This is a genomic window from Burkholderia sp. GbtcB21 (genome assembly GCF_019091065.1).
GTDB classification, from domain to species: domain Bacteria; phylum Pseudomonadota; class Gammaproteobacteria; order Burkholderiales; family Burkholderiaceae; genus Burkholderia; species Burkholderia pyrrocinia_C.
On the sequence record NZ_JAGXKA010000007.1, the window covers coordinates 159426 to 185616 of the forward strand.

Below are 26191 nucleotides of genomic sequence, written 5' to 3' on the forward strand. Positions count from 1 at the left end.
GCGGGCTTCGACGCCACGACTGATGCGCTCGAATCGATGGGTCGTAATCGAGTCTTACACATCTGACAGTTGACGCGACAACGGATTATTGGGCATCTTGTCCGGGTTTCCGTTTGCGGCGGGGTGCCAACCGCCGCGACATCCGCGCCGTGCGCCGGCGCGATGCCCCGTCATGCCGCATCCACGATCGTGACGGCGGCGCCCTATCGAGGAGTGCATTCATGTTGAAACCCGAAGTCGACAGCCTGGTCCCCCACGTCCCGTTTTCGCGCCGCAAGTTCATGCAGGCCGCGCTGGGCGGCACCTTCGCGGCGGCCGTGCTGCCCGTTTCGGCGCAGACGGTCACGACCGACAGCGCCGGGCTGGACGTCGACACCGTCGAGATCCGCTCCGGCGACGCGAGCGTGCCGGCCTATCGCGCGCAGCCGGCCGGCAAGACGAACCTGCCGGTCATCATCGTGATCCACGAGATCTTCGGTGTGCACGCGCATATCGCCGACGTCTGCCGCCGCTTCGCGAAGCTCGGCTACCTCGCGATCGCGCCCGACCTGTTCGCGCGACAGGGCAACGCGGCGAAGTATCCGACGATGAAGGATCTTTTCGACAACATCATCAGCAAGGTGCCGGACCGGCAGGTCACCGAGGATCTCGATGCGACGGTCGCATGGGCCGGCAAGAACGGCGGCGACCCGGCGCGTCTCGGCGTGACGGGGTTCTGCTGGGGCGGCCGCCAGGCGTGGCTGTATGCCGAGCACAATCCGCACGTGCGTGCGGCCGTTGCGTGGTACGGGTTCGTCGAAGGCAAGACCGACGAGATGACGCCGTTCAATCCGGTCGATCATGCGGCGTCGCTGAAGGTGCCCGTGCTCGGGCTGTATGGCGAAAAGGATGCGAACATCACGCAGGCCTCGCTCGCGGACATGCGCAAGGCGATCCAGACGAGCGACTCGAAGCTCGCGCGCGAATCGGAGATCGTCGTGTATCCGGATGCCGGCCACGCGTTCTTCGCCGACTACCGGCCAAGCTATGTAAAGGGCGATGCCGAAGACGGCTGGACGCGCGCGATCGCGTGGTTCCACAAGTACGGCGTGATGTAAACGAAACGCGGCGGCCGAATGGCCGCCGCTTCGCTTCACCGGTGCGCCGCGCGCCGGATTACGGGTTCGGGCCGGTCGAGATCGGCCGCGACGGATCGGCGCTCCATTCGCTCCACGAACCCGGATACAGCGATGCGCCGTGCAGCCCCGCGATCTCCAGCGCAAGCGCGTTGTGGCAGGCGGTGACGCCGGAGCCGCACTGCAGGATCACGAGATTCGGTTCGGTGCCCGCCAGAAGCGTGGAGAACGTCTCGCGCAATTCATGGCCGGTCTTGAAGCGGCCGTCGGCGGCCAGGTTGTCCTTGAAGAACCGGTTGCGTGCGCCGGGGATGTGGCCGCCCACAGGATCGATCGTCTCGTTTTCGCCGCGATAGCGGTCCGGTGCGCGTGCGTCGATCACGACGCGCGTGTGCGACGTCACGTTCGCAAGCACGGCTGCTGCGTCGACCGTCGATTCAAGAGGCGCTCCCGCACGGAAATCGCCGGCGGCCGGTTGCGGCACGTCGGCCGTCAGCGGCTGGCCGGCCGCTTCCCATGCCTGCAGGCCGCCGTCGAGCACGGCGACCGAATCGTGGCCGAGCCAGCGCAGCAGCCACCACAGGCGCGCCGCATAGGCGCCGCCTTGCGCGTCGTATGCGACGACCTGCTGGCCCTGCTTGAGGCCGCGGCTCGCGAGCAGCGTGGCGAATGCATCGCGGGTCGGCAGCGGGTGGCGGCCGTTGGTGCCCGTCTTGCGGCCCGACAGGTCGCGGTCGAGATGAAGATACTGCGCGCCGGGGATGTGGCCGGTTGCATACGCGGCTTCGCCCGCGCCCGGATCGGCGAGGTCGAAGCGGCAGTCGAACAGCACGACGCTGCCGGGCGCCGCGGCCAGGCGCTCGGCGAGGTTGGCGGCGGAGATGAGCGTGGTGTAATGAGTGTGTGGCATGACAGCTCCCTGGAGTGCGAATGGCCTGACACTCCAAGTCTAAACAAAAAAAGACGGGCCGAAGCCCGTCTTTTCGTCTGCCGGATGCGGTGCGGCGTCAAAGCGCCGCACCGGTCATCAGATGTCGCCGAGGTGGCGGCGCAGGAACTCGTGGAAGTGCTGCATGCCGTCTTCCATCGGGCTCTGGTACGGGCCGACCTGCGACTCGCCGCGTGCCATCAGCGCATGGCGGCCTGCGTCCATCCGCATCGCGATTTCGTCGTCCTCGACGGCCGTTTCCATGTAGGCGGCGCGCTCGGCCTCGACGAATTCGCGTTCGAACAGCGCGATTTCCTCGGGGTAATAGAACTCGACGATGTTGGTCGTCTTCTGCGGGCCGCGCGGGATCAGCCACGACACGACGAGCACGTGCGGATACCACTCGATCATCAGGCCCGGGTAGTAGACCATCCAGATCGCGCCGAACTCCGGCGGCACGCCGTTGCGGAACTTCAGCACCTGCTCGTGCCATTTCTGGTAAGTCGCGCTGCCCGGCTTCGCGAGTGCGTTGTGCACGCCGACCGTCTGCACGCTGTACCAGTCGCCGAATTCCCACTTGAGATCGTCGCACGACACGAAGCTGCCGAGGCCCGGGTGGAACGGGACGACGTGGTAATCCTCGAGGTAGACCTCGATGAAGGTCTTCCAGTTGTAATCGCACTCGTGCACTTCGACATGATCGAAGTGGTACTCGGAGAAGTCGAAGTGATGTTTCGTGCCGAGATTGGCGAGGTCGCGCGCGACGTTCCGGCCTTCGGCCTCGAACAGCAGCCCCTGCCAGTTCTGCAGCGGGCTCTTGCCGAGGTTCAGGCACGGCTTGTCGGGGAAGTGCGGCGCGCCGAGCAGTTCGCCTTCCAGGTCGTACGTCCAGCGGTGCAGCGGGCACACGATGTTCTGCGCGTGGCCGCGCCCGTTGAGCATGATCGCCTGCCGGTGGCGGCAGACGTTCGACAGCAGTTCGATCTGGTTCGTCTGGTTGCGGACCAGCACGCGGCCTTCCTTCTCGGACGGCAGCGCAAAATAATCCCCCGCCTCGGGCACCATCAACTCGTGCCCGACGTAACGAGGTCCTTTCTTGAAGAGGGTTTCGATCTCGCGCTCGAGCAGCGCCTCATCGAAATATGCAGTGACTGGAAGCTGGCTGTGGGCCGACTTCAACTGAAGCGCATCGCTCAGATTGGACATTCCCACTCCCGGTGTTAGCGTGAAAGCAGTGAACAACCCAACCATCGAAAAATCGATTTAGGGAAACGGGGAATTATACCCGGTTCGCCTCGCAAGGCCAGGATTAAGTGCCTGATTTGTGTCAATTTTTTGTCGGGAGACAATCGGGAGGCGCACACTGTGTGCCGGAGATGGGGCCGGAATATGTGCGAGGCTGCCCAAGTCGGCAGATCGGAGAATTCTCTTTTGCCGTAGAATGTCCGACTTGTTTTGAAATTTGACACCTCGTCCATGGCGAAAACCGCATCCCCAGGCGCCACGCCGCCCGGCAATGGCACCGAACCGTTGCCGGACAATTATGAGATGGCGCTCGCGGAACTCGAGACGCTGGTTGCCCGGATGGAAGGCGGCGCGTTGAGCCTCGAGGATTCACTGGCGGCGTATCGCCGCGGTGCGACCCTCGTTGCATTTTGCCAACAGCAGCTCGAGAAAGTGGAGCAGCAGGTTCGCGTGCTCGACGGCGCGACGCTGAAGCCGCTTTCGTCCGGAACGGCCGCCACGGACGGCGAAGACGACGATCTATGACATTCGAACAATGGATGCGGTCCGTGCTTGACCGTGTCGAGGACGCACTCGGTCACTATCTGCCCGCTGAAACCGCGATGCCCGCGCAACTCCACGAGGCGATGCGCTATGCGGTCCTCGGCGGCGGCAAGCGCGTTCGCCCGCTGCTGTGCCATGCAGCAGGCGAGCTGACCGGCGCGACGGAAGCGGCGCGCAATGCGGCGGCGGCGGCGCTGGAGATGATCCACGTGTACTCGCTCGTGCACGACGACATGCCGTGCATGGACGACGACGCGCTGCGACGCGGCAAGCCGACCGTGCACGTGCAGTACGACGAGCCGACGGCACTGCTCGTCGGCGATGCGCTGCAGTCGCAGGCGTTTGTCGCGCTGACCGACGCCGCTGCGCTGTCGCCGGTGCAGCAGGCCGCGCTCGTGCGCGAGCTTGCGCTTGCGAGCGGCTCGCTCGGCATGGCCGGCGGGCAGGCGATCGACCTGGCGAGCGTCGGCCTCAAGCTGACGCGCGAGCAGCTCGAGACGATGCACCGGATGAAGACTGGCGCACTGCTGCGCGCGGCCGTGCGGATGGGCGCGCTGGCCGGCGAGACGCCGTCGGCGGAAACGATGGCCGCGCTCGATGTCTACGCGGGAGCCGTGGGTCTGGCCTTCCAGGTCGTCGACGATATTCTCGACGTCACGACCGATTCGGCGACGCTCGGCAAGACGGCAGGCAAGGACGCGGCGAACGACAAGCCGACCTATGTATCGATTCTCGGCCTCGAGGCGTCGCGCGAGCTTGCCGCGCAACTGCGTGCCGAAGCGCACGACGCGCTGAAACCGTTCGGCGCACGCGCACAGCGTCTCGCCGAACTTGCCGACCTGGTAGTGAACCGGGTCAGCTGACGCGAAAGCCCGCCGCCGCGCACACGCTACGGTGCGTGCAATAGAATGCGGGCGCGTTTGATTTCCTACAATGGAACGACGATGTACGACTTGCTGAAAACCATCGACGACCCGGCGGATCTGCGCCGCCTCGATCGTCGCCAACTGCAACCGCTCGCGGATGAACTGCGCGCGTTCGTGCTCGACAGCGTGTCGAAGACGGGCGGCCATTTGTCGTCCAACCTCGGGACGGTCGAGCTGACGATCGCGCTGCACTACGTGTTCAACACGCCGAACGATCGCATCGTCTGGGACGTGGGCCACCAGACCTACCCGCACAAGATCCTCACGGGCCGCCGCGACCAGATGCATTCGCTGCGCCAGTACGACGGCATCTCGGGCTTCCCGCGCCGCAGCGAATCCGAATACGACACGTTCGGCACCGCGCACTCGAGCACGTCGATCTCGGCCGCGCTCGGCATGGCGATCGGCAGCCAGCTGAACGGCGACGACCGCTTCTCGATTGCCGTGATCGGCGACGGCGCGATGACGGCCGGCATGGCGTTCGAGGCGATGAACAACGCGGGCGTGTCGGAAGATGCGAAGCTGCTCGTGATCCTGAACGACAACGACATGTCGATCTCGCCGCCGGTCGGCGCGCTGAATCGCCATCTCGCCCGCCTGATGTCGGGCCGCTTCTACGCGGCTGCGCGCGCGGGTGTCGAGCGCGTGCTGAGCGTTGCGCCGCCGGTGCTCGAACTCGCGCGCAAGCTCGAGGAGCACGCGAAGGGGATGGTCGTGCCGGCCACGCTGTTCGAGGAGTTCGGCTTCAACTACATCGGCCCGATCGACGGTCACGATCTCGATTCGCTGATCCCGACGCTGCAGAACATCCGCGAACTGCGCGGCCCGCAGTTCCTGCACGTGGTGACGAAGAAAGGCCAGGGCTACAAGCTCGCCGAAGCCGATCCCGTGCTTTATCACGGCCCCGGCAAGTTCAACCCGGCCGAAGGCATCAAGCCGTCGACCACGCCCGCGAAGAAGACGTACACGCAGGTGTTCGGCGAATGGCTGTGCGATGAAGCCGAGCGCGATACGCGCGTCGTCGGCATCACGCCCGCGATGCGCGAAGGCTCGGGCATGGTCGAGTTCGAGAAGCGTTTCAAGGATCGCTACTACGACGTCGGCATCGCCGAGCAGCACGCGGTGACGTTCGCGGGCGGTCTCGCGACCGAAGGGCTGAAGCCGGTCGTCGCGATCTACTCGACGTTCCTGCAGCGTGCTTACGACCAGCTGATCCACGACGTCGCGCTGCAGAACCTGCCGGTCGTGTTCGCGATCGACCGCGCGGGCCTCGTCGGCGCGGACGGCGCGACGCACGCGGGCGCGTACGATCTCGCGTTCATGCGCTGCATCCCGAACATGACGATCATGGCCGCATCCGACGAGAACGAATGCCGCCAGATGCTGCACACCGCGCTGCAGCAGCCGAACCCGACCGCAGTGCGCTATCCGCGCGGCGCGGGCACGGGCGTGCCGACGGTGAAGGAATTCACCGAGATCCCGCTCGGCAAGGGTGAAGTGCGTCGCCACACGGCGCAGCCGGAAGGCAAGCGTGTCGCGATCCTCGCATTCGGCACGATGGTCGCACCGTCGCTCGCAGCGGCCGAGGAACTCGACGCAACCGTCGCGAACATGCGCTTCGTGAAGCCGGTCGACGCCGCGCTCGTGCGCGAACTCGCCGAGACGCACGACTACCTCGTCACGATCGAGGAAGGCTGCGTGATGGGCGGCGCGGGCTCGGCCTGCGTGGAAGCCCTGATGGAGAGTGGGGTTATCCGACCCGTACTACAATTGGGCCTCCCTGACCAGTTCGTCGATCACGGCGACCACGCAAAGCTGTTGTCGCTATGCGGCCTCGACGGCGCGGGCATCGCGAAATCGATTCGCGAACGCTTCCTGAACCCGGCGGCCGATGTCGCCGGTCAGGCGAAGCGCGTCGCATAAGCTGGCGCCGCCCGCGGGCGGCGCTGGTGCGACTGGCGCAACCGGTCTTCATTGATGCGGAAAACATGGGCCTGCGGGCCCATGTTGCTTTTCCGGCTGCCGCATGACGCGGCGTGCGCGTCGTCGAACGCGCGGCTTACAAGGATTGAACAAGATGAACCAGATGAATCCCGCCTTCGTGATGCCCGACGTGCAGAGCACGGTGGATACCCGTCAGATCCCGATTCAGCGCGTGGGCGTGAAGGCGGTCCGGCATCCGTTGACGGTATGTACCGAAAGCGGCGACGTGCAGCCGAGCGTCGGTGTCTGGAATCTCGACGTGCGCCTGCCGGCCGACCAGAAGGGCACGCACATGTCGCGCTTCGTCGCGCTGCTCGAAGAGAACCGCGCGCCGCTGACGGTCGAACGTTTCCGCGCGATGCTCGCGTCGATGCTCGAGAAGCTCGAAGCCGAGGCCGGCCGCATTGAGGTCACGTTCCCGTACTTCGTGAACAAGACGGCGCCGGTGTCCGGCGTGCAGAGCCTGCTCGACTACGAAGTGACGCTCGCGGGCGAAAGCCGCAACGGCGACACGCGCCTGTTCCTGAAGGTGCTCGTGCCCGTGACGAGCCTGTGCCCGTGCTCGAAGAAGATCTCGCAGTACGGCGCGCACAACCAGCGCTCGCACGTGACGATCGATGCCGAGCTCGCGGCCGACCTGCCGGTCGAGGCGCTGATCCGCATCGCAGAGGAAGAGGCGTCGTGCGAACTGTGGGGCCTGCTGAAGCGCCCGGACGAGAAGTTCGTCACCGAGCGTGCATACGAGAATCCGAAGTTCGTCGAGGATCTCGTGCGCGACGTCGCGCAGCGTCTCGATGCGGACGAGCGCGTGGTCGCGTATGTGCTCGAAGCCGAGAACTTCGAGTCGATCCACAATCACAGCGCGTATGCGCTGATCGAGCGCGACAAGCGGCAGGCGGCATAACGCTGCGTCGTTTTGCCGCGCCGATGAAAAAGGCCGCTCGTTTGAGCGGCCTTTTGATTTTCTTGTATTGACGTCGCGGTTCAGCGTGCGAGCGACGCGAGATCCCAGCGCGGCTTCACCGTGAACGCGTAGTCGGCGTTCGCCTGCTCGGGCCAGCGGCCGAGCCGCAGCGCGCCCGCGAGCGCGATCATCGCGCCGTTGTCGGTGCAGAGCGCGAGATCGGGGTAGTGCACGTCGAAGCCGCGCTTGGCCGCGGCGGCCGACAGCGCCTCGCGCAACTGGCGGTTCGCGCCGACGCCGCCCGCGACCACGAGGCGCTTGAGCTTCGTCTTCTTCAAAGCAGCGAGCGACTTCGCGACGAGCACGTCGACGGCCGCGTCGACGAAACCGCGCGCGAGGTCGGCTTTCGCGCGTTCGAGCGCGTCGCCCGTCAGCTTCGCTGCCTCGAACTTCTTCATCTGCGTGAGCACGGCAGTCTTCAGGCCGCTGAAGCTGAAGTCGAGGTCGCCCGAATGCAGCATCGGACGCGGCAGCACGACCGCACCCGGCGTGCCCGTTTCGGCGAGCTTCGAGACTTCCGGGCCGCCCGGGTAGCCGAGGCCGATCAGTTTCGCCGTCTTGTCGAACGCTTCGCCGGCCGCGTCGTCGAGCGTTTCGCCGAGCGTCTCGTACACGCCGACGTCGGTCACGCGCATCAGTTGCGTGTGGCCGCCGGAAACCAGCAGCGCGACGAACGGGAACGGCGGCGGCTCGGCGACGAGCAGCGGCGACAGCAGGTGGCCTTCGAGGTGATGGATGCCGACGGTCGGCTTGTTCCATGCGAGTGCGAGCGCATTCGCGATGCTCGCGCCGACCAGCAGCGCGCCGGCGAGGCCGGGGCCTTGCGTGAACGCGATCGCGTCGATGTCGTTGCGATGCGTGCCGCTTTGCGCCATCACTTCCTCGAGCAGCGGCAGTGCGCGGCGGATGTGGTCGCGCGACGCGAGCTCGGGCACGACGCCGCCGTATTCGCGGTGCATCGCGATCTGCGAATGGAGCGCGTGCGCGAGCAGGCCGCGCTGCGTGTCGTAGAGCGCGAGGCCGGTTTCGTCACAGGAGCTTTCGATGCCGAGAACGAGCATGGGTACGGGCAGGGCGCGCCATATCGGGCGCGCCGAAAGAAGGTAAACGTAACCCGAAAGTATAGCAGGCGAGGGCAGGCCGCCGCTGGCGGCGGCCCGGGTCCGATGCCGGGCAGGTACAATCCGCGCCATGGAAACTTATGACATCGCCGTGATCGGCGCGGGCGCTGCCGGGATGATGAGCGCCGCGGTCGCCGGGCAACTCGGCCGCCGCGTCGTGCTGATCGATCACGCACCGCGGCTCGCCGAGAAAATCCGCATCTCGGGCGGCGGCCGCTGCAACTTCACGAACCTGTACGCAGGCCCCGACAACTACCTGTCGGCGAATCCGCATTTCGCGCGTTCGGCGCTGGCGCGCTATACGCCGCGCGACTTCCTCGGGCTGCTCAAGCGCCATCATGTGACCTGGCACGAAAAGCACAAAGGTCAGCTCTTTTGCGACCACGGCAGCGACGCGGTCATCGACGTGCTGAAGCACGAATGCGACGCGGGCGGCATCGCGTGGCGCCGGCCCGTCGTCGTCGACGCGGTGCGCCACGCACCGGCCGACGGCTTCACGCTCGACACGCAGCAGGCCGGGCCGATCGGTGCGCGCGCACTGATCGTCGCGACGGGCGGCCTGTCGATCCCGAAGATCGGCGCGACCGACTTCGGCTACCGGCTCGCGAAGCAGTTCGGCCACAAGCTCATCGATACACGGCCCGCGCTCGTGCCGCTCACGTTCGCGCAGCACGACTGGGAGCCGTTCGCGGCGCTGTCCGGCGTGTCGCTCGAAGTGCGCGTGTCGACCGGCGACAAGAAGCGCGGCGGCGAATTCGTCGAGGATCTGCTGCTGACCCATCGCGGCCTGTCGGGACCCGGCATCCTGCAGATCTCGAGCTACTGGCAGCCCGGCGACCCGATTCGCGTCGACCTGCTGCCGCAGCGCGACACGGTGGCCGACCTGCTCGATGCGAAGCGCACGTCGAAGCGCCAGATCGGTTCGCTGCTGGCGGACTGGGTGCCGTCGCGCCTCGCGCACGCATGGCTCGACACGCACAGTGTCGCGGCCGACGCGCGGCTCGCGGACCTGCCCGACAAGACGCTGCGCAAGATCGGCGACGCGCTCGCCGGCTGGACGCTGACGCCGAACGGCACCGAAGGCTACAAGAAGGCCGAGGTGACGAAGGGCGGGATCGATACGCGGGAGCTGTCGTCGGCGACGATGATGAGCGCGCGCGTGCCGGGGCTGTTCTTCGTCGGCGAGGCCGTGGACGTGACGGGCTGGCTCGGCGGCTACAACTTCCAGTGGGCGTGGGCGTCCGGCACGGCGGCCGGGCAGGCCGCGGCGGAGTATGCGCGCGGCGCCTGACGGGCTAGGGCCTGTTCGCGCTAATAACGGGCCCTTCTGGTGGCCAGCCCCACGAATGATTTTTTCCAAACAGGGGAACGTGCGTTGCCGGCCGCATTGCGGCGTCGCGCGTCGCTTGTTTGGCTCGGCCAAACGGCGCTCCTTGCTTTCTTGCACTGCAGCCGGCAAGGCACGTTCGCAAGCCCGTTATTAGCGTGAACAGGCCCTACGCAAGCCCCGTTTTAGCGGGACCAGGCCCCGTGCCTTTGAACAATCGCTCTGCTATACTCGGTAGTCTTTCCCTGCAAACCTTTATTCGTGTCGGATCATGACGATCATTCGCGTTAAAGAGAACGAGCCGTTCGAAGTTGCAATGCGTCGCTTCAAGCGCACGATCGAGAAGAACGGTCTGTTGACCGAACTTCGTGCGCGCGAGTTTTACGAGAAGCCGACCGCGGAGCGCAAGCGCAAGAAGGCTGCTGCGGTGAAGCGTCATTACAAGCGTATTCGCAGCCAGACGCTGCCGAAGAAGCTGTACTGAACGATTGGGCGCCGCGCGGTTCGCTGAGCGGCGCACCGGTGACTCCGTGCGATCGAGTGCGATCGCGCAGCCGATCAGGCGGCGAGTCGCCGATGCCGGATTCGAGCAACCCGCTTGAGACACTGTCCCAAGCGGGTTTTTGTGTTGACGCCCGTTAGCGGGCGTCGGATTCACGTTTCCATCCCGGGTGAAAGATGAGTTTGAAAGAGCAGATCAGCGAAGACATGAAGGCCGCGATGCGCGCGAAGGAAAGCGAGCGCCTGGCGACGATTCGCCTGCTGATGGCCGCGATCAAGCAGCGCGAGGTCGATGATCGGGTCACGCTCGACGACGCGGGCATCACGGCCGTGATCGACAAGATGATCAAGCAGCGCAAGGATTCGATCAGCCAGTTCCAGGCTGCCGGCCGTGACGACCTCGTCGCGAAGGAGCAGGCCGAATTGACCGTGCTGGGCGGCTACATGCCCGCGCAACTGTCGGATGCCGAAGTGGCGGCCGAAGTCCAGGCGGCGGTCGCGCAAACCGGCGCAGCCGGCCCGCAGGACATGGGCAAGGTAATGGGCGTGCTGAAGGGCAAGCTCGCCGGCCGTGCCGACATGACGGCCGTTTCCGCGCAGGTCAAGGCCGCGCTCACGAAGTAAAACCCGTTCCCGGCGCGCGCGGCGTTGCGTGTGCCGGGCGTCGTATTGCCTTTTTTCGCTCGATCCCACGGTGATTCCGCATTCGTTCCTGCAGGACTTGCTGAACCGCGTCGATATCGTCGACGTGGTGGGTCGGTACGTGCAGCTCAAGAAGGGCGGCGCCAACTTCATGGGGCTGTGCCCGTTCCATAACGAGAAGAGCCCGTCGTTTACCGTCAGCCCGACCAAGCAGTTCTATCACTGCTTCGGCTGCGGCGCGCACGGCACGGCGATCGGCTTCCTGATGGAGCATGCGGGGCTCACGTTCCCGGAAGCCGTGCAGGAGCTCGCGCAGTCGGTCGGGCTGACCGTGCCGCACGAGCCGTCGATGCGCGGCGGTGGTGGAGGCCCGGGCGGTGGCGGCGATTATCCGGCGCCGGTGTCGAAATCCGTCGCGACCGCGCTGTCCGATGCGATGACTGCCGCGTGCGATTACTACCGCAAGCAGTTGCGCGGCGCGACCGTCGCGATCCAGTACCTGAAGAACCGGGGCCTGACCGGCGAGATCGCCGCGCGCTTCGGGCTCGGTTATGCGCCGGACGGCTGGCAGAACCTCGAAACCGCGTTCCCCGACTATCGCGACGAGTCGCTCGTCGAGTCGGGGCTCGTGATCGTCAGCGAGAAAACCGATGCGCAGGGTGTCGCGCGCCGCTACGACCGGTTCCGTGAGCGGATCATGTTCCCGATCCGCAACGTGAAGGGGCAGGTGATCGGCTTCGGCGGCCGCGTGCTCGGCAGCGGCGAGCCGAAATACCTGAACTCGCCCGAAACGCCGCTGTTCAACAAGGGCAGCGAGCTGTACGGGCTGTTCGAGGCGCGGCTGGCGATTCGCGAGCGCAAGTACGTGCTGGTCGTCGAAGGCTACATGGACGTCGTCGCGCTCGCGCAGCTCGGTTTCCCGAACGCGGTCGCGACGCTCGGCACCGCGTGCACGCCGATTCACGTGCAGAAGCTGCTGCGCCAGACCGACACGGTCATTTTCAGTTTCGACGGCGACTCGGCCGGGCGGCGTGCGGCCCGGCGCGCGCTCGAGGCGTGCCTGCCGCACGCGGCGGACAACCGCACGATCCGGTTCCTTTTTCTGCCGGCCGAGCACGATCCGGACAGCTATGTGCGCGAGTTCGGCGCGGATGCGTTCTCCGAGCAGGTCGAACGCGCGATGCCGCTGTCGCAATTTCTGTTGAACGAAGCAATTGCCGGCAAGGCGCTCGATCAGCCGGAAGGCCGCGCGAAGGCGCTGTTCGACGCGAAGCCGCTGCTGCAGGCGCTGCCTGCGAACGCGTTGCGCGCGCAGATCATGCACATGTTCGCGGACCGCCTCGATATCCCGTTCGAAGAGGTCGCGGGGCTGTCCGACGTCGACACGCGGATCGCGGCGCCGCCGCGCCAGGCGCCCGCGCGCAGCGAGCGGCGCCGCGTGACGGACAGCGAAAAGCGTGCGTTGCGCACGCTGGTGATGCATCCGCGTATCGCGTCGCAACTCGACGACGAACAGATTGCGACCCTGCGCGCGTTGCCGCGCATCGGCGAGCTGTTCGCCGAAGTCGTCGACCATGCGCGTGCGCTGGGCGACGGCGCGGAGTTCCGGCTGCTGTCGGATGTCCTGAGGACGTCCTCGAACGGGGCGACTTACGAGGAAATCTTCCGCGAAATTCTGGACTATGATGAAAACGTCCGCGATTTGCTGTTACAGAATCCGGAAGACGAGACGGTGCCCGAGCGGCAGCGTGAACAGGAGCGGATCGCGGGGGAGGAACTGCAGGCGGCGGTGCTCAAGATGCGCTATGACGCCTGCTGCGACCGGCTCGATCGGCTGGCGCGGCAATCCACCTTCACACCCGAGGAATTGGCCGAATTGACAGAATTGAACCAGCAGCGAACCGACATGAAGCGTCGGCTCGGGCTGTAGGCGGCCGGGGCGCTTAGAGAGGGCTCCCCAGCGTGCTATAATATAAGGTTTCCAGCGGTTTGTTTTCCAAGTAGAGGCGAAAATCGCGATGGCAAAGACGACAGGCGGAAAGAAAGCAACAGGCAAGGGCTCGACGGAGCCGACCAAGAAGGTCACAGCGGCCAAGTCTGCTTCTTCCACCAGGACAACGTCTTCAGCATCGTCAGCCCCTGCGGGAAAGAAAACCGCGGCCGGCACTGCTCAGGCTGCGCCGGCGCCGGCAGCCAGAACACGGGCTGCCGCCAGACCCGACTCCGGGCCGGCCAAGCCGGCGGCGAAGCGGGCAAGTGCGAAAAGCGCAAGGGACACGACTGCCGCCGCGGACGAAACGGCAGTACGTACTACTCATGCACCCACGGTTCAACCGGCTGTCGTCCAGCAGCCGCGAGTCGATATAGCCGGTACGGCGAACTCCATGACCAAAAAGCTGAACGAAGTATCCGTCGACGACGACGCAAATCAGAGCGACGAGCAGCCCGCAGCCGCGGCTGCACCGGGCAAATCCAAGGTGCGCGATCGTCGCGCCAAGGAAAAGGCGCTGCTGAAGGAAGCGTTCGCGACAAGCACGCCGGGCACGGCCGAGGAGCTCGAAGAGCGCCGCGTGAAGCTGCGCGCGCTGATCAAGCTCGGCAAGGAGCGCGGCTTCCTTACGTACGCCGAAATCAACGATCACCTGCCGGACAACTTCACCGAGACCGAAGCCCTTGAAGGCATCATCGGCACGTTCAACGACATGGGCGTGGCGGTCTACGAGCAGGCGCCGGACGCGGAAACGCTGCTCCTGAACGACAACGCGCCGGCCGCGTCGTCGGACGACGAAGTCGAAGAGGAAGCGGAAGTCGCGCTGTCCACCGTCGATTCGGAATTCGGCCGCACGACCGATCCGGTCCGGATGTACATGCGCGAAATGGGCACGGTCGAGCTGCTCACGCGCGAAGGCGAAATCGAGATCGCGAAGCGGATCGAGGACGGCCTGCGCCACATGGTGATGGCGATTTCCGCGTGCCCGACGACGATCGCCGACATCCTCGCGATGGCCGAGCGCGTCGCGAACGAAGAGATCCGCGTCGACGAACTCGTCGACGGCCTGCTCGATCCGAATGCTTCGGACTCCGCCGATACGGACGGCTTCTCCGCGAAGGAAGCGGAAGCCATCGAGAACGAGGACGAGGAAGCCGAGGAGGAAGAGGAAGAAGAGGAAGAGGAGGAGGATGACGGTGCCGCACAGGCATCGGCCAACGCCGCCCAGCTCGAAGCCCTCAAGCGTGCCTCGCTCGAGAAGTTCTCGCAGATCAGCGAGTGGTTCGACAAGATGCGCCGCGCGTTCGAAAAGGAAGGCTACAAGTCGAAGGCCTACCTGAAGGCGCAGGAAACGATCCAGACCGAACTGATGACGATCCGCTTCACCGCGCGTACCGTCGAACGCCTGTGCGACACGCTGCGTGCGCAGGTGGACGAAGTGCGTCAGGTCGAACGTCAGATCCTGCACATCGTCGTCGACAAGTGCGGCATGCCGCGCTCGGAATTCATCGCGCGCTTCCCGGGCAGCGAGACGGATCTCGACTGGGCCGAGAAGATTACGGCCGAGGGCCATTCGTACAGCGCGGTGCTGTCGCGTAACGTTCCGGCGATCCGCGAACAGCAGCAGCGCCTGCTCGACCTGCAGGCGCGCGTCGTGCTGCCGCTGAAGGACCTGAAGGAAACCAACCGCCAGATGGCGGCCGGCGAACTGAAGGCACGCCAGGCGAAGCGCGAAATGACCGAGGCCAACCTGCGTCTCGTGATCTCGATCGCGAAGAAGTACACGAACCGCGGCCTGCAGTTCCTCGACCTGATCCAGGAAGGCAACATCGGCCTGATGAAGGCGGTGGACAAGTTCGAATACCGTCGCGGCTACAAGTTCTCGACCTATGCGACGTGGTGGATCCGTCAGGCCATCACGCGTTCGATCGCGGACCAGGCGCGCACGATCCGTATTCCGGTTCACATGATCGAGACGATCAACAAGATGAACCGCATCTCGCGGCAGATCCTGCAGGAAACCGGTCTCGAGCCGGATCCGGCAACGCTTGCCGAGAAGATGGAAATGCCGGAAGACAAGATCCGCAAGATCATGAAGATCGCGAAGGAGCCGATCTCGATGGAAACGCCGATCGGTGACGACGACGATTCCCATCTCGGCGACTTCATCGAGGACACCAACACGGTCGCGCCGGCGGATGCCGCGCTGCATGCAAGCATGCGCGACGTCGTGAAGGATGTGCTCGATTCGCTGACGCCGCGCGAGGCGAAGGTGCTGCGGATGCGCTTCGGCATCGAGATGAGCACGGACCACACGCTCGAGGAAGTCGGCAAGCAGTTCGACGTCACGCGCGAGCGGATCCGTCAGATCGAGGCCAAGGCGCTGCGCAAGCTGCGTCACCCGAGCCGTTCCGACAAGCTGAAGTCGTTCCTCGAAGGGAACTGATTTCCAGCGTTTCTCCTGCGAACGCCGCCGGCATCTGCGCGATGCCGGTGGCGTTTGTCTCCTTTGTTGTTACAATGCCGGCCCGGCTTCTTTGCCGGGGCTGCGTGTAGCACGCGTCAAATCTCATCAGGGCTTGTAGCTCAGCGGTTAGAGCAGTCGACTCATAATCGATTGGTCGCGGGTTCGAACCCCGCCGGGCCCACCAGATTCGCTTCCATGGTGTTCCATGGAATGCTGCAAACCCGCGATAGCCGCAAGGCTTCGCGGGTTTTTTGTTTTTCGGGGCGTCAAGGGGATGCGGTACTACACGACCGTCGCCGTCGCGTAGGCAGCGGCGCCGGCTGCTCCGCTGTCGGTATCGAACGCGCAGGCCGAGAGGATGATCGAGGCCGTGGATTCGATCGAAGCGCTCGGGGGCGGTTGATCGACGGACGAGATGGAATCCAGGTTGGAATCCGAGCCGGCTTCGACCGGCGGCCGCATCGAACGGCGCTATCCGGAGCCGGCCAACCGCAGGTCCGGCTCGACCAGGAATTGGGATTTCACATGATCGACGACGTAGAGGACCACGCCGCTCGCCCGGCGCGTCCTCGGTGAATAGTCGAACTCGGTCGCATCGGCATCGGCGGATGCCGGCCTCACGAGAAACACGCGCATCCCGGCCTTGAATACGTGATGCGAGGGCAGGCGTTGATTGACCAGTTCGATGAATTGCCTGGCCGAGATGACGGGCATGAAAGCGGACATGGAACTTCTCCGGCGCGTACTGATAAAGCGTTCAGGACGGACGAGCGGGAAGGTTGCGGGATCTCGCGCGGTCCGAGGCCGCGGCGTCAAAGCGCACCGCGGGCCGTCGACGATTCGGCATTCAACCAGTAGCCGTGCTTGCCGTAGAACTGATGCAGCGCAATCTCGTCGCTTCGATAGACGGGCTGAGAATCATCGTATTCGGGGCTGTGGCGAATCGAGTCGCGGTTGAGCGCGGTCGATACCGTTTCCGTGGCCCAGTCCACCCGGTCGAGCCAGTGCGTCGCGATCAGGACTTCCCTGTTGGTCAACCACCAGTTCCGCGCGCTGATCGCGAGATAGCGGATCACCCAGGCTTCATCGTCGTAGATGAAGTCAGACACGCGGCCGATGCGTCCGGCCGTGGTTTCGAGCCGATAACCCTTGACCTTGCCGGTGCCGCGCAGATGCGTATCCGTCGGCGCATCTGCTGACGCATCGCCCGGCGTTGCGCAGGCGGGCAGCGGATTTCCCGCCTCGAGATCTTGCGACAGGGCGGCAGAATGGAACGCTGGGGATGCGGCCATGCCCCACAGGTTCGGGCCACCCCAGTAGGGCGGGTAATGGTAGTAACGCAGGTATTCGATTTCGTGTTGGCGGGATACCGGCTTGTGTGCGTCCAGGTCCGGGCTGTCTCCTACCTGTTGGCGCGTAAGGTCGACATGCAGCGTGCTGGACCGGGAGTCGGTGTGCTTGACGGAATAGGGCGAGATGAGCACCAGCCTCTCGTGCAGCCAGTCGCCCGTCTCGACGACGAGGTAGCGGATGCACCAGTTGTCGTCGTCGAAATAGGCTTGATTGACGTGTCCGATGTCGCCGTCCTTCGCGCGCACCGCGCTTCCGTGCAATTCCTTGATGCTTCGTAGCATGATGTTCTCGTCAGATCGATGCGCGGCATGTCGATGATCCGGCTGAACCGCATGCCGTGCGGTGGCGTCCAGTCGCTCGCTCGTGGATCCGGAGCGATTCGTGCCGCTCCCGTTCATGCACGCGGTATTCAGGCTGGCGTGGCGTCGTGACGGATGTACGGCATGCTTTCACGGTACTGGAAACGGACGGCCGGCGCGGTACGACAGCGTACAAAGTGTGCACCGGATCGAACATGGATCTGTCGGATCGATGCAGATCCGGATAACGAATCGACCGGAATCGGAAGGACGATGCGTTGCTGGCCTTCACAAGTCGCGCGGACGGTGGCGTCGAATGGATGCCCGGCCGCCACGCCTTCCTGTCACGCGCATTGGCCGCTGACGGCGCAATCGCATCGAGGATTGTCGTTTCATCGGTAGTACTACGGATGTAATCAATGCGGGGCGTACCGGTGCGAGCTTGCCGGCTCGAGAGGCCGCTGCGCCGGCAGCCGCTTGTGCGCGGAGGGGCCGCTGCTCATGTCTACATGAACCAGATAAACGTATGGCGTGCGTGCCGGGATGCCGAAATGTTCACGATGTATCGTTCGGACTGGCCGTTGTAGCTGGCATTGATCGCATAACGTCCGTTCCTCAGATTGGCCAGCATGAACGGGCCATCAGACGGCGCCTCCAGAATCGTATTGCCTTTCATGTCCGTGATGGTCACCAGTACGTCGGACAAGTATTCGTTCCCGCTTGGGGCCCGGCGGACGAAGGTGAGCACGAGAGCGTAGTCGCGCATGACGCCCTTGATGGCGACCGATTGATCGAGTCCGATGCCGCCCGACAAATAGGTAACCTGATCGGTGTGCTGCACCGGAGGGAGGTTGTCGTCGGCTGCAACCGGGGCGATTCCAACTAACGTGGCGCTTAGAAGGAGTGCGCGCACCAAGGACGCGGATGTTTTCATGACGGATCTCCTGGAGGATTCGGAGGGGAGTCGAGGTGTGGCGGTAGCGCCGGTCTGACTGACAGGACCGGCTCGCCTCGCCTCTCACCAATGCGGCTATTCGCGCCGCATGTCTGTCCGGTGCCGGACGCTTGCTCTTCATCAGATTGCGCTGCGTCCGAGTCGTCGTACGCGTCTGCTTCGGCAACCCGAGCATCGCGCGGCCTGCGGGCGCATCTACGCTAGCCGACCGACAGGCTATTTGACCAGCCGCGCTTCGCGGCTGCGTGTCGCGAGCAAGGGCAAATGCCCGGCACGGTAGCGAGCAGAAGGATAGTTCGCACGCTGCTGGAAGCGATGCGGGCAGCATGCCGCATGCGCTGCGTGTGCGCGCATCGATCTCCACCCTGACCATCCGCGCGAGCGTTTCCGCCGCGAGCGACAGCGGCGTGTCGCGCATCTTCAGAACACCGCCGCAGGGAAAACACGGAGAGGGTGCCGTCCCGATGGCAATCGAAGTATGCTGTGGCGCGGCACGGTCCGCGCGCGATGCCTTTCGGGCGCCCGGGCAGCCGTCGAGCCCCGTGATCCATCCGGCGGCCAGAATAAACATACTTCGCCGGGGAGTGGCGACGGCAATCATGATCATGCTGCGTTCGTGGGGTGCGATTCTTTCGTTGCTGGCGCTTGTCGCGTGCGCCAGCCTGCCGCCGCAGGCCGACCGCGCGCCGACACATGCGTTCGCCGACACGGAAAACACGCGGCTGGGCGTTGCGTTCCGCCAGCAGGCCGGCATGCATCCGGGGCAGGACGCGTTTCATCTGCTGACCGATCCGGTCGATGCGCTGGATGCGCGTGTGCTGCTTGCGGACCGCGCGGACCGCTCGCTGGACCTCCAGTACTACATCTGGCACGACGACCTGACCGGGCACGAACTGGCCGACGCGATCATTCGCGCGGCCGATCGCGGCGTGCGCATCCGCGCGCTGCTCGACGATCTCGGCACGAACGCGGACGACCGCAAGCTGCTCGAGATCAGCTCGCACCCGAACATCGAGATCCGGCTGTTCAATCCGGTTGCCACGCGCACGTTCAAGAGGATCGGCACGGTGTTCGAGTTCTCGCGCGTCAACCGGCGCATGCACAACAAGGCGATGATCGCGGACAACCAGGCGGCGATCGTCGGCGGCCGCAATATCGGCGACGAATACTTCGGCGCATCGTCGATGCTGGAGTTCGGCGATCTCGATGTCGTCGTCCATGGTCTGGTCGTGAAGGACATCTCGACGGAATTCGATACGTTCTGGAATTCCCCGTATGCGTATCCGATCGACGCGCTGGTCGGGCACGACGCGGCGCCGGGCGGGCTGGACCGCGAGCGCGAACGGTTGCGCGACTACCTGAGGGCGATGGAGGACAATCCTTACGTGCTCGAAGCGAGGCAACGGCTCGACCGGATCGTTCATGGGCAGGGCACGGAACTGTCGTGGGGGCGCGCGACGGTGCTGTACGACGATCCGTCGAAGATCGCGCATTCGCCGAAGGACAGCGACGGGCATCTGATGCCGCAGTTGCGCGCGCTCGCATTGCAGCCCGAACATGACCTGCTGATCGTGTCGCCGTATTTCGTGCCGGGCAAGGCCGTCGTCGAGCGGCTGCGCGCGCTCGCGGCGCGCGGCGTGCGCGTGACGGTGCTGACCAATTCGCTCGCGTCGACCGACGTGGCGGCCGTGCATGCCGGCTACCGTCGCTACCGAAGCGATCTCGTGGCGGCCGGCGTGCGACTTTACGAGCGGCGGCCGTCGGGCGACAAGAGCATTTCGAAGCAGGTCATCATCGGGTCGTCGCGTGCGTCGCTGCATGCGAAGACCTACGTGTTCGACCACAAGAGCATTTTCATCGGATCGATGAACCTCGATCCGCGCTCGCTGAACCTCAATACGGAGATCGGCGTTTACTGCGCGAGTCCGGCGATTGCGTCGCAGGTTGCAAACGACCTGGAATCCCGACTCGACCGGATCGCGTGGCGCGTCGAGCCGAGGACCGATCCGGCGGGGAAAGGGCAGCTCAAGTGGGTTCAGACCGATTCGGACGGGAAGATCACCGAGCTCGATCACGAACCGGAAGTGTCGGCTGGGCGTCGGATGGAAGTCTGGTTTCTCGGGCTGTTTCCGATCGAATCGCAACTGTGAGCGACGATGCGTCGTGCTGCGCTCAGCACCGCGTGCGGCCGTGCTTTTCGATGACGTCCGCGAGCTGGATCGTCGCTGTCTCGATCATCGCGTCGGTCAGCCCGGAATACCCGAGCACGAAGCCGTTGTACCGGCGGCCGTCGCCGACGGCGTAGCTGCTCAGCGGCTGAAGCAGCAAGCCATGCGCGGACGCGGCGCGCGCGACTTCGGTGTCGTGCAGCGGTAGCGCGAGATCCGCCGAAAGATGCATGCCGCCCGGGCTTTCCCGAACGCTCAACGATGTGCCGAGATGGCGGGCGAGTGCCGCTTCGAGGCTGCTGCGCCGCGCGGCGTACAGCGCCCGCATGCGGCGCAGGTGCCGCGCAAAGAGGCCGGTGTCGATGAATTCGGCCATCGCCAGCTGATCGGCCGAATGGCCGCGATGGACGAGTTCGCGCAGCGTCCTGGTGAAGCGGTCGACCAGCACCGGTGGCACCACCATGAAGCCGAGCCGGAGGGCGGGAAACATCGTCTTGCTGAACGTGCCGAGATAACAGACGGGCGCGTCGGCATAGAGGCCCTGGATCGCCGGGAGCGGCTGGCCGCCATGTCGGAACTCGCTGTCGTAGTCGTCCTCGATGATCCACGCGCCGCATGCGCGCGCATGCTGGACGAGCGCCGCTCGCCGCCGCGGGCTCATCAGTGCGCCGAGCGGGTATTGGTGCGACGGCGTCGTATAGATCAGCCGGGGCGGGTGGGCGCGCCACTGTTCGTCGGTCGGCGCCATGCCTTCGTGGTCGACCTCGATCGGCACGATATTCAGGCCGGTCGAGCGGAATGCTGTGCGTGCGCCGTTATAGCAGGGGTTTTCGAGCCAGCCGAATTCGCCGGGATTCGCGAGCATGCGCGCACATAACTCGAGGCTGCTCTGCGTGCCGTCGGTGATGAATACCTGGCCGGTCTCGCAGCGCACGCCTCGCGAAACCCGGATGTAGGCGGCTACGGCGCGCCGCAATTCGGGCAGCCCTTCGACTGGGCCATACGCGAGCTGGGCGGGCTTGACGGCTTTCCATGCGCGCTCGATGCAACGGCGCCACTGGGCGACCGGGAATTCGTCGAGCGAAGGAAGGCCGGGGACGAACGGCAGCATGCGCTCGGGCTCGGGATCGGCGTTCTCCAGGCCGTACACGCGCTCGGCCAGGTGAACCGGGGCCGGGCTGTCGTCATTCCCGGCGCTCGAACGGCCGCATCCATCCCACAGCGTGATCGTGCCGTTGCGCGTGGCCGCCACGAAGCCTTCTTCGGCAAGACGCTCGTACGCATAGACCGCGGAGTTGCGCGCGATGCCCAGCTCCGTCGCGAGCACGCGCGTCGACACGAGCCGCGTGCCGGGCGGAATGTGTCCGCCCAGCAGCATGTTGCGCAGGCTCCGGTACAGGGCTTCCTGCTGGCTGTGTCTTGTCGTGCCGTCCTGTCTGGACAGCGAGGAGATGAGTAGCGCCAGGTCCATCGGCTGGTTCCAGTTTTTTTCCTTGGGCTGGTTCTTTTTAAGAATCAACGCACATCGTATTGTTCACGTTCTTGCGGTGCAGGCCCGTGCCGGGCGATTCGCGGCAGATGGCCGGTATGTCGGACGATCGCCGCAATCGCGTATTTTGATCGATTTGGCGAGCGGTTGTCGATGAGTCGATCGACCCGTCGTTCGGGCGGGGATGCTGCACGATTCCGATTCGATTCATTTCGCAGTGCATAGATATTTTCGATCTAATTCCGTGTGTTGCCGAAACGCGGACCGCTCGATGCGCGCCAGGTGGCGCACGAACAGGAAAATCAAACATGAAAGACCAGACCCACATCTCTCCTACATCCCGTACCACCATTCGCCGCCTGCCAGAACTGGCGAATCGCGATCGCACGATGCTCCACCGCATCGTGGACGATGCGTACGTCTGTCACATCGCGTTCAGCGATGGACACGACACGCACTGCATCCCGACCGCGCACTGGAGAAGGGGCGATGACCTCTATATTCACGGGTCCAACGGGAGCCGGATGATCAAGGCGTTGTCTGCGGGCGCGCAGGCGTCCGTGGCGATTACGCTGCTGGATGGGCTCGTGCTGGCCAAGTCGGCCTTCAGTCATTCGATGAATTATCGATCGGTGGTGGTCTACGGGCAGTTCGACGTAGTGGACGGCGGCGCGGAAAAACTCGCGGCGCTGGATGCCTTCATGGACAAGATCGCCGCGGGCCGCAAGCATGAAGCGCGACCGGGCAATTCGAAGGAACTCAACGCAACCAGCGTGCTGCGGATTTCCCTTGCGGAAGCGGCCGTGAAGGTCAGCGATTCGCTGCCTTCCGACAAGGAGGAAGATCTCGCGCTCGCCGTGTGGGCGGGAATTCTGCCGCTGAAGACGACGCGTGGCACGCCGGTTCATGCCGACGAAAGCGGCAGCGTGCCCGTGCCGGACTACGTCCGGAACTGGGCCGATTGAGTACCGCGGCAAGACCGGGAGGCTTCGGAGAATACGGCGGCGCGCGCCGTACGCGAATGCAGAAGACCCGCGACGGCTTCGCAGCCTTCGCGGGTTCTTTACCCAGTTGCATGCGGTTCCGGGCGCACGAAACGGCGCGCACCCGGAACCGCATCGATCATCGATCCATCAGCGCGCGAAATCCGACGTGCTCTGGATGAACGCGTTCAGCTTCGAGATGTTCACGCTGCCGAAGCCCGTCGTCGCGTCCCAGCCGGCCTTCGCCTTGTAGCCGTAGGTGCCGCTGCCGTTGTTGCCGGACGTGACGTCGTGCAGCAGCGCCGCGTTGGACGGGAAGTACTTGTAGATGCTCGACGCGGGGAACCCGAGCGCATTGTTGTTCGCCGACTGCAGCCGCGCCCAGATGCCCGTGAAGATAGGCGCGGCGAGGCTCGTGCCGCCTTCGTTGTTCAGGTAGCCCGAGCCCCACAGCGTGTCGGACGTCTGGCCGTTCACCACCAGAATCGCGCCGGTGCGCAGGTCGGCGTCGAAGCCGACGTCCGGCAGCGCGCGCTTGGTCGACCCGGTGAGGGTCGACGATTGCCACGACGGCGCGGCCTCGTACTTGCTGTATCCGCCGCCCGTCGACCACACGGTGCCCGGCTGCCAGCTCGGATCGTTCCAGACGATCTCGCTGTTGTACGCGTTGGTCGACGTGTTGGTGAACAGCGTCGTGCCGCCCACGGCGATCACGTACGGCGAGGTCGCCGGTTCGCTCACCGTGTAGGTCGAGCGCGACGGCGTGCCGCTCGCGCATTCGTACGCGCCATGGTCGCCCGCGGATACGGAGAAGGTTTGCCCTTGAGCGACCGCCTGCTTGAAGATGGTGTCGTCGGTCGCCTGCGAGCCGGTGCTGTTTGCGGACGATTCGCACACGCCGAGCGACACGTTGATCACCTTCGCGACGTTGTCCGTCACCACCTTGTTGTACGCGGCCGTGATTGCCGTGAGCGTCATCGACGGTGCCGCGTAGAACACGACCTGCTTCACGCTGCCGCCGGCGGCGCCGACGATCGACTGGCTGTCGAGGTTCCACTCGACGGTGCCGGACGTATCGGTGTACGAACTGCCGGCCGGGCCCGTCTGCACGATGCTGCTGCTGATGGTGCCGAGGCCGTTGTTCGCGGCGAACGTATTGAGGTCGCTCACCGTCTGCGACAGGTCGCCTTCGGAGATGATGCCGACCGTGGTTTGCGAGGCCGTCGGCGTGCCGTCGCCGCCGTAGAGCGACGAGAATTCGGTCGGGTTGTGCGGCACCGCCGACGCGCCGGCCGGGATCGTCAGGTTGCTGGTGTTGCCTTGCGGCTTGCTGCCCGCGCCGGTATGCATCAGCTCGACGTTCTGCAGGCCGAGCACCGCGCCCACGATGCCGCCGATCGCGTTCGGCACTTGCGCGGCGTCGGTATTCGCATAGACGCTGCGGCCGTTGCGCGTGAAGCGCTTGAGCGTCGTGCGGAACGCCGACTTGATGGTCGCCGCGGTGCCGGATGCGGACACCAGCAGCCGGTTCGGCGCGACCACGATGTTCACGAAACCTTCCTTGCGCAGGTGCGCGACGACGGACGCGACCTGCTGGTCGGTCGGCGCATATTGCGCGGCGAACTGCGCGGGCGTGAGGAACTGCCGGTAGTGCGGCGAGCCGGGCGTATGCAGGTCGCGCAGGTACTTGTCGAGTTGCGCCTCGTTGCGCAGGTTCAGCCCGAGCACGATGTCCACCGATTCGCCGGGCGCCATTTCGATGGCCGCGGCTGCGGCGGCGGCCGTGCTCGCGGCAGGCGCGCCGGCCACGCCGGCTTCGCTCTGCTGCACGAGCGGCAGGAACCCCTTGGTGCGCGTTTCCGTCCAGCCGGCTGCCGGCGCGGCGTGGGCGGTCGCCATGCCGAACGAAGCGGCCGCGGCGGCGCATGCGAGCTTGACGATGCGAATGTGCTTTTGTTTCTTGTCTGCAACCTGATTCATTTGAATTACCCCTCCGGTTGAACATCGAACGGCACGAACAACAACGGTCGACGGCGGTGCGGGTCATGCATCGCCGCATTCTGTCGCGCTCGCACGGTTGGCGCGGACGCGACAGGGCCTTTCGCCCGATCCGGAAAAGTGGTTTCTCTCCGGGGGCGAAATACGGAAAACGCGGTAGCGGAAGGGCTGCGCCGCGATGCGGGGCAGCCGCGCGGACATGGCGCGGGCGGGATTGCTAGAGCAACAGCTTCGTTATCCTGCTCATTTCATTCGATCCTTCGGCCCGCTGCCGGATGGCAGTCGTCCAATGAGATGCATCGGGATATTGCATGCGCCGGTGCGCGAACGACACGGCCGGCGGCGAGCACTTCGGTGCGGCGGAAGCGAAAAAACGTAGAGCGGAATCGATTGCGTGGTGAACAATTCGTCCGATTGCTTGAATCGGACGGTATCAAGAACGAAAGCGGAGTGTCAAACTTTTTTTGATTATATGAAACAAAATTAAATCGAATAACGTGAAATGTTTTTGAAAAGATCGGCAGTATTTTGTAATGTTCAAAATCGCTTTCGCAGGTAATGCGGAATTCGATTCGCCGATCCGTTCCTATTCGTCATGTAATGGGCCGACCGCTTATCGAGGAAGTGCTCGAATGGCCGGCGCTTCCGGTTGCTCGGCGACCCGAAGGTCGTCGACGAACCGGAACAGCCCGTCGACACAGTGAAGCAGAGCTTCGCGCGACGATGCATCCGCTTCGGTGGCGAGCCCCCGGATTTCTTCGAGCCGGGTTTCGAGTTCCGCGAGTCGTGCGTGCATTGCGTTGCCGCCACCGGCGGCCGCGGTTGCCGCATTGAACGAAGTCAGGGGTTTCAGTCGAATGGTCATCGTATTGAAGTTCTCAATGAATCGAGACATGTCGGTCAGGCATCCGTCGCGGGAAACCGCATGCGCGGAAAAATCGCCGATCACGACGCGGCCGGCGCTTTCCGCCACCGAGTCGAGCGACCCGAGCGTGCGGCGAATCAGCCTGAGCAGGTCGAACGCGGCGGCGAGCAGGCCGACGAACAGCGCCGCCGCGAGCACCAGGCAGGTGGACGCGTTGCGGATCGTCGCGTCGGCCGTTGCGTCGTGCGGCAACGCAACCGGCTCGCGCAATGCACAAATGAAGAAGGCACCGGTGCCGGCGATCAGCATGACGGCGATCGCGAGCAGGC

General features: G+C 64.9%; 22 protein-coding genes and 1 tRNA gene. 13 read left to right on the forward strand and 10 right to left on the reverse strand.

Going from position 1 to position 26191, the window contains the following annotated elements; genetic code table 11:
* Nucleotides 1-221 precede the first annotated feature (221 nt).
* The gene (locus tag KVT39_RS18155; RefSeq protein WP_105393502.1) at nt 222-1097 is read left to right on the forward strand and encodes a dienelactone hydrolase family protein; all 876 of its coding nucleotides are present in this window, start codon (nt 222-224) and stop codon (nt 1095-1097) included.
* Between the two features lie 58 nt (nt 1098-1155).
* On the opposite strand, the gene KVT39_RS18160 is transcribed toward KVT39_RS18155, so the two are convergent.
* Both KVT39_RS18160 and KVT39_RS18165 read right to left on the reverse strand, forming a co-directional pair.
* Complete coding sequence (locus KVT39_RS18160; protein ID WP_217589909.1) at nt 1156-2025, reverse strand: sulfurtransferase; 870 nt, start codon at nt 2023-2025, stop codon at nt 1156-1158.
* Between the two features lie 117 nt (nt 2026-2142).
* Nucleotides 2143-3249: an aromatic ring-hydroxylating dioxygenase subunit alpha gene (locus KVT39_RS18165; RefSeq protein WP_034185196.1), complete on the reverse strand. Its 1107-nt coding sequence runs from the start codon at nt 3247-3249 to the stop codon at nt 2143-2145.
* Nucleotides 3250-3519: 270 nt separating this feature from the next.
* Here KVT39_RS18165 and KVT39_RS18170 point away from each other — a divergent pair, with 270 nt between their 5' ends.
* The 4 genes from KVT39_RS18170 to folE2 all read left to right on the forward strand — a co-directional run bounded on the left by KVT39_RS18170 (nt 3520) and on the right by folE2 (nt 7644).
* Nucleotides 3520-3813 (forward strand): exodeoxyribonuclease VII small subunit, encoded by a 294-nt coding sequence (locus KVT39_RS18170; RefSeq protein WP_006479428.1) that lies wholly within the window; start codon nt 3520-3522, stop codon nt 3811-3813.
* Entirely contained in the window at nt 3810-4694 is an 885-nt protein-coding gene (locus KVT39_RS18175) for a polyprenyl synthetase family protein (protein ID WP_034185197.1), read from the forward strand. Before KVT39_RS18170 ends, KVT39_RS18175 begins: the two co-directional genes overlap by 4 nt.
* A gap of 81 nt (nt 4695-4775) precedes the next feature.
* A complete protein-coding gene (gene dxs, locus KVT39_RS18180) occupies nt 4776-6680 on the forward strand; it encodes a 1-deoxy-D-xylulose-5-phosphate synthase (protein WP_034185198.1) in 1905 nt (634 codons plus the stop codon).
* Between the two features lie 154 nt (nt 6681-6834).
* Nucleotides 6835-7644 (forward strand): GTP cyclohydrolase FolE2, encoded by an 810-nt coding sequence (gene folE2, locus KVT39_RS18185; RefSeq protein WP_034185213.1) that lies wholly within the window; start codon nt 6835-6837, stop codon nt 7642-7644.
* An 80-nt stretch (nt 7645-7724) separates the two neighbouring features.
* Here the strand turns inward: folE2 and tsaD are convergent, their stop codons facing one another.
* Nucleotides 7725-8765 carry a tRNA (adenosine(37)-N6)-threonylcarbamoyltransferase complex transferase subunit TsaD gene (gene tsaD, locus KVT39_RS18190; RefSeq protein WP_217589910.1) on the reverse strand — a complete coding sequence of 347 codons (1041 nt, stop codon included), beginning with the start codon at nt 8763-8765 and terminating at the stop codon, nt 7725-7727.
* A 121-nt stretch (nt 8766-8886) separates the two neighbouring features.
* Here tsaD and KVT39_RS18195 point away from each other — a divergent pair, with 121 nt between their 5' ends.
* The 6 genes from KVT39_RS18195 to KVT39_RS18220 all read left to right on the forward strand — a co-directional run bounded on the left by KVT39_RS18195 (nt 8887) and on the right by KVT39_RS18220 (nt 15936).
* Nucleotides 8887-10116: an NAD(P)/FAD-dependent oxidoreductase gene (locus tag KVT39_RS18195; protein ID WP_368858930.1), complete on the forward strand. Its 1230-nt coding sequence runs from the start codon at nt 8887-8889 to the stop codon at nt 10114-10116.
* Between the two features lie 307 nt (nt 10117-10423).
* Entirely contained in the window at nt 10424-10636 is a 213-nt protein-coding gene (rpsU, locus tag KVT39_RS18200; protein ID WP_006479415.1) for a 30S ribosomal protein S21, read from the forward strand.
* Between the two features lie 194 nt (nt 10637-10830).
* The gene (locus KVT39_RS18205; RefSeq protein ID WP_006479409.1) at nt 10831-11277 is read left to right on the forward strand and encodes a GatB/YqeY domain-containing protein; all 447 of its coding nucleotides are present in this window, start codon (nt 10831-10833) and stop codon (nt 11275-11277) included.
* A 70-nt stretch (nt 11278-11347) separates the two neighbouring features.
* The gene (gene dnaG / locus KVT39_RS18210) at nt 11348-13225 is read left to right on the forward strand and encodes a DNA primase (RefSeq protein ID WP_034180054.1); all 1878 of its coding nucleotides are present in this window, start codon (nt 11348-11350) and stop codon (nt 13223-13225) included.
* Between the two features lie 88 nt (nt 13226-13313).
* Nucleotides 13314-15731 (forward strand): RNA polymerase sigma factor RpoD, encoded by a 2418-nt coding sequence (gene rpoD, locus KVT39_RS18215; RefSeq protein WP_081938390.1) that lies wholly within the window; start codon nt 13314-13316, stop codon nt 15729-15731.
* A gap of 129 nt (nt 15732-15860) precedes the next feature.
* Nucleotides 15861-15936, forward strand: a tRNA-Ile gene (locus KVT39_RS18220).
* A 98-nt stretch (nt 15937-16034) separates the two neighbouring features.
* Here the strand turns inward: KVT39_RS18220 and KVT39_RS18225 are convergent.
* The 4 genes from KVT39_RS18225 to KVT39_RS18240 all read right to left on the reverse strand — a co-directional run bounded on the left by KVT39_RS18225 (nt 16035) and on the right by KVT39_RS18240 (nt 18338).
* The gene (locus KVT39_RS18225) at nt 16035-16214 is read right to left on the reverse strand and encodes a hypothetical protein (RefSeq protein WP_131949342.1); all 180 of its coding nucleotides are present in this window, start codon (nt 16212-16214) and stop codon (nt 16035-16037) included.
* Between the two features lie 9 nt (nt 16215-16223).
* Nucleotides 16224-16478, reverse strand: a complete 255-nt coding sequence (locus KVT39_RS18230) for a hypothetical protein (protein ID WP_034180052.1) — start codon at nt 16476-16478, stop codon at nt 16224-16226.
* A gap of 86 nt (nt 16479-16564) precedes the next feature.
* Nucleotides 16565-17386 (reverse strand): PRC-barrel domain-containing protein, encoded by an 822-nt coding sequence (locus KVT39_RS18235; RefSeq protein WP_217589912.1) that lies wholly within the window; start codon nt 17384-17386, stop codon nt 16565-16567.
* 523 nt (nt 17387-17909) lie between these two features.
* Complete coding sequence (locus tag KVT39_RS18240; protein WP_034180050.1) at nt 17910-18338, reverse strand: hypothetical protein; 429 nt, start codon at nt 18336-18338, stop codon at nt 17910-17912.
* Between the two features lie 620 nt (nt 18339-18958).
* Here KVT39_RS18240 and KVT39_RS18245 point away from each other — a divergent pair.
* Entirely contained in the window at nt 18959-20509 is a 1551-nt protein-coding gene (locus tag KVT39_RS18245; protein WP_217589913.1) for a phospholipase D family protein, read from the forward strand.
* Nucleotides 20510-20531: 22 nt separating this feature from the next.
* Here the strand turns inward: KVT39_RS18245 and KVT39_RS18250 are convergent, their stop codons facing one another.
* Entirely contained in the window at nt 20532-21998 is a 1467-nt protein-coding gene (locus KVT39_RS18250) for a PLP-dependent aminotransferase family protein (protein ID WP_217589914.1), read from the reverse strand.
* Nucleotides 21999-22324: 326 nt separating this feature from the next.
* Between KVT39_RS18250 and KVT39_RS18255 the strand changes: the two genes are divergently transcribed.
* Nucleotides 22325-22981, forward strand: coding sequence for a pyridoxamine 5'-phosphate oxidase family protein (locus KVT39_RS18255; protein ID WP_217589915.1), 657 nt, complete (start codon nt 22325-22327; stop codon nt 22979-22981).
* 168 nt (nt 22982-23149) lie between these two features.
* Here KVT39_RS18255 and KVT39_RS18260 read toward each other — a convergent pair whose 3' ends face one another.
* Together KVT39_RS18260 and KVT39_RS18265 are read right to left on the reverse strand one after the other, a co-directional pair.
* Entirely contained in the window at nt 23150-24979 is a 1830-nt protein-coding gene (locus tag KVT39_RS18260) for a protease pro-enzyme activation domain-containing protein (RefSeq protein ID WP_034180046.1), read from the reverse strand.
* A 631-nt stretch (nt 24980-25610) separates the two neighbouring features.
* Complete coding sequence (locus tag KVT39_RS18265) at nt 25611-26171, reverse strand: histidine kinase (RefSeq protein WP_243566261.1); 561 nt, start codon at nt 26169-26171, stop codon at nt 25611-25613.
* Between the last annotated feature and the right edge of the window lie 20 nt (nt 26172-26191).